2 protein-coding genes and 1 pseudogene are annotated in these 3,646 nt (G+C 72.3%); 2 read left to right on the top strand and 1 reads right to left on the bottom strand.

Annotation, left to right across the window (positions count from 1 at the left end; all coding sequences use genetic code 11):
• Positions 1–252, top strand: a pseudogene (locus VGZ32_RS15310) (hypothetical protein); the annotation flags it as partial.
• Positions 253–340: 88 nt separating this feature from the next.
• Here VGZ32_RS15310 and VGZ32_RS15305 read toward each other — a convergent pair.
• A complete protein-coding gene (locus VGZ32_RS15305) occupies positions 341–532 on the bottom strand; it encodes a DUF3046 domain-containing protein (RefSeq protein ID WP_326886700.1) in 192 nt (63 codons plus the stop codon).
• A gap of 52 nt (positions 533–584) precedes the next feature.
• Between VGZ32_RS15305 and VGZ32_RS15300 the strand changes: the two genes are divergently transcribed.
• The coding region (locus VGZ32_RS15300; RefSeq protein WP_326886699.1) for a DEAD/DEAH box helicase at positions 585–3,646 on the top strand (3,062 nt) is incomplete at its 3' end.

Raw genomic sequence — 3,646 nt, 5'->3', positions numbered from 1 at the left:
CCGCCCACGACTCCGTGCCCGCCCACCAGCGCCACGCCGAGTTCGTCGAAGCCGCCGACTCACCACCACCCGCACCCTCACCACACGCCGACGACGCGACGCAGCGGCCTGAGCGCCTCGGCGAGCGCAGGCAAGCCGAGCGGAGTTCTCGCCACCACGGGCACCGACGCGCTCGCATTCGCTCCGTTCGGCGCCGGGCTGTTCGGTGGCGGAGTGGTGCTACGGCGTCGATTCCCGACGCGCAGGCATTAGGAAGGCGAATCGGGGCGCCGGGGAGCGTCCTTAGCCGTTCGGGTCTGACTGAGGGCGGGAGCTGGTGACTTAGGTCCCGCTCCCGCCCTTAGGAGTATTCGGGCAGGTCGAGAGAACGACACACGGCAGCCCAGACGTCCTTGGCGGCCACGCCGTCGGCCAAAGCCTGCTGGACGGTCCGCCCGCCGAGTTCGCTCACCACGAAATCCCGGGCGAACGAATCCACGTACTTGGGGCCGAACCGCTCCGTCATCCGCTCCCAGAACACCGTCAAACGCACCTTCCGAGCCTACCCGGCGCCGGATGTCGGTGGCGTCGGCGAAGATGGGGGCATGGGCGTTTCGGACGGATTCGCGGAACCCACCCGGCAGTGGTTCGCCGGCGCTTTCGCGCGCCCGACCGCGGCCCAGGACGGGGCCTGGGAGGCGATCCAGGACGGCCACAACGCCCTGGTGATCGCGCCGACCGGCTCAGGCAAGACGCTCGCCGCGTTCCTGGCCGCGCTCGACCGGCTCGCCTTCGGCCCGCCGCCGACCAGCGAGAAGCAGCGCTGCCGGGTCGTCTACATCTCCCCGCTCAAGGCGCTCGGCGTAGACGTAGAGCGCAATCTGCGCGCACCACTGGCCGGGCTGCGCCAGGCCGCTGTGCGCGCCGGGCTGCCCGAACCCGACGTGCGCATCGCGGTCCGGTCCGGCGACACCCCCTCCGACCAGCGGCGCAAGTTCCAGTCGAAGCCGTCCGACATCTTGATCACCACCCCCGAGTCGCTGTTCCTTCTGCTGACCTCGCAGGCGCGGGAGGCGTTGACGGGGGTCGAGACGGTCATCCTGGATGAGGTGCACGCGGTCGCCGGGACGAAGCGCGGCGCCCACCTCGCCCTCAGCCTCGAACGGCTCGACGAGCTGCTGGAACGCCCGGCGCAGCGCATCGGCCTGTCCGCCACGGTCCGTCCAGCACAGGAGGTCGCCCGGTTCCTCGGCGGCACGCGTCCCGCGCGGATCGTCGCGCCGCCCGCGGAGAAGGTCTTCGACCTCCAGGTGGTCGTCCCGGTCGAGGACCTGACCCAGCTCGACACGCTCGACACCGACGGCGAGGCGGTCCCGGCCGACGAGTCCGGGCGCCGCGCCGCCTCGATCTGGCCGCACGTGGAGAATCGCGTCGCCGAACTGATCGAGGGCCACACCTCCACCCTGGTCTTCGCGAACTCGAGGCGGCTGGCCGAGCGGTTGTGCAATCGGCTCAATGAGATCCACGCCGGGCGTCTCGGGATCGATCTCGCCGAGCCGGGGCGGCCTCCGGCCGAGCTGATGGGCCAGGCCGGATCGGGCTCTGGGGCACCGCCGGTGCTGGCTCGCGCACACCACGGTTCGGTGTCTAAGGAGCAGCGGGCCGAGGTCGAGGAGGCGCTTAAGGCGGGGCGGTTGCCAGCCGTGGTCGCCACGTCCAGCCTGGAGCTCGGCATCGACATGGGAGCAGTTGACCTGGTCGTCCAGGTGGAGTCGCCGCCCTCGGTGGCCTCCGGGCTGCAGCGGGTCGGGCGGGCGGGTCACCAGGTCGGTGCGGTCTCGCGCGGCGTCATCTTCCCGAAGTTCCGCGGCGACCTGGTGCAGGCGGCCGTGGTCGCGGAGCGGATGCGCACCGGCGCGATCGAGGCCATCGCCCCGGTGCGCAACCCGCTCGACGTGCTGGCCCAGCACATCGTCGCGATGGCGGCAGTGGACACCTGGCGCACCGACGACCTGCTGGCTCTCGTGCGGCGGGCGGCTCCGTTCACCACCCTGACCGAGGCCGTGTTCGAGGCCGTGCTCGACATGCTGGCCGGTCGGTACCCGAGCGACGAGTTCGCGGAGCTTCGGCCCCGCATCGTGTGGGACCGCGAGGCGGGGACCATCGCCGGTCGCCCTGGGGCGCAGCGGCTGGCCGTGACCTCCGGCGGCACGATCCCGGACCGCGGCCTCTTCGGCGTCTTCCTCGTCGGCGGCGGTACCGACGGCAAGACTGGGGGGCGGCGGGTCGGGGAGCTGGACGAGGAGATGGTGTACGAGTCGCGGGTCGGCGACGTGTTCACCCTCGGCACCTCGTCCTGGCGCATCGAGGACATCACGCACGACAAGGTGCTGGTCTCCCCTGCACCTGGGCAGCCCGGACGGCTGCCGTTCTGGCATGGCGACGCGCTCGGCCGGCCGCTGGAACTGGGCCGCGCGCTCGGCGCCTTCACTCGGGAGCTGGCCGGCTTGGAGGCCCAGGACGCGACCGCGCGGCTGCGGGCGGCGGGCCTGGACGAGTGGGCCGCGGCGAATCTGCTCGCTTATCTGCAGGAGCAGCGCGAGGCCACCCGGCACGTGCCGGACGACCGGACGATCGTGGTCGAGCGCTTCCACGACGAGCTCGGCGACTGGCGGGTGGTGATCCACTCGCCGTTCGGGGCGCAGGTGCATGCGCCGTGGGCGCTGGCCATCGGTGCGCGGTTGCAGGAGCGGTTCGGCCTCGACGCGCAGGTGATGCACGGGGACGACGGGATCGTGCTACGCCTACCGGAGAACGACTGGGAGACGTCGTGGGCGCAGGACGACGCGGCCGGCGGCGCCGACCTGCGCCCGTCCGCCGAGACCGTGTTCGACGACTGCGCTCGATTCCCGGCCGACGAGATCGAGCAGGCGGTGACCGATCAGGTCGGCGGCTCAGCGCTGTTCGCGGCCCGCTTCCGCGAATGTGCCGGGCGGGCGCTGCTTCTGCCGCGACGACGGCCCGGGCAGCGGGTTCCGCTGTGGCAACAGCGCCAGCGCGCCTCGCAGCTGCTGGCGGTCGCGTCCAAGTTCGCCTCGTTCCCCATCGTGTTGGAGACCGTGCGCGAGTGCCTCCAGGACGTGTTCGACGTGCCGGGGCTGGTGGAGCTACTGCGCGACATCGAGGCGCGGCGGGTGCGAGTGGTGCAGGTCGAGACGCCGGCGCCGTCGCCGTTCGCGAAGTCGCTGCTGTTCGGGTATGTCGCGCAGTTCATGTACGAGGGCGACTCGCCGCTGGCGGAGCGGCGCGCGGCGGCGCTGAGCGTGGACCCGTCGCTGCTGGCGGAGCTGCTGGGCCAGCCGGAGCTGCGCGACCTGTTCGACGCCGAGGCGCTGGCTGATCTAGAGGCGGAGCTCCAGCATCTGTCGCCGGATCGGCACGCGCGGGACGTGGAGGATGCCGCCGACCTGCTGCGCCTGCTCGGCCCACTGACGCTGGATCAGGCGCTCGCGCGTGGCGTCGAGCCGGCGTGGCTGACGATGCTGGAGCGCAGCCGCCGGGCGATCCGGGTGCGTATCGCGGGCGAGGAGCGGTGGGCAGCGATCGAAGACGCGGGGCGGCTGCGCGACGGGCTCGGCTGTCCGCTGCCTGTGGGTGTGCCGGAGGC

The sequence above is a fragment of the Actinocrinis sp. genome, assembly GCF_035938995.1.
Taxonomy (GTDB): Bacteria; Actinomycetota; Actinomycetes; order Streptomycetales; family Catenulisporaceae; genus DASZGI01.
This window is presented reverse-complemented; position numbering and strand designations above follow the sequence as displayed.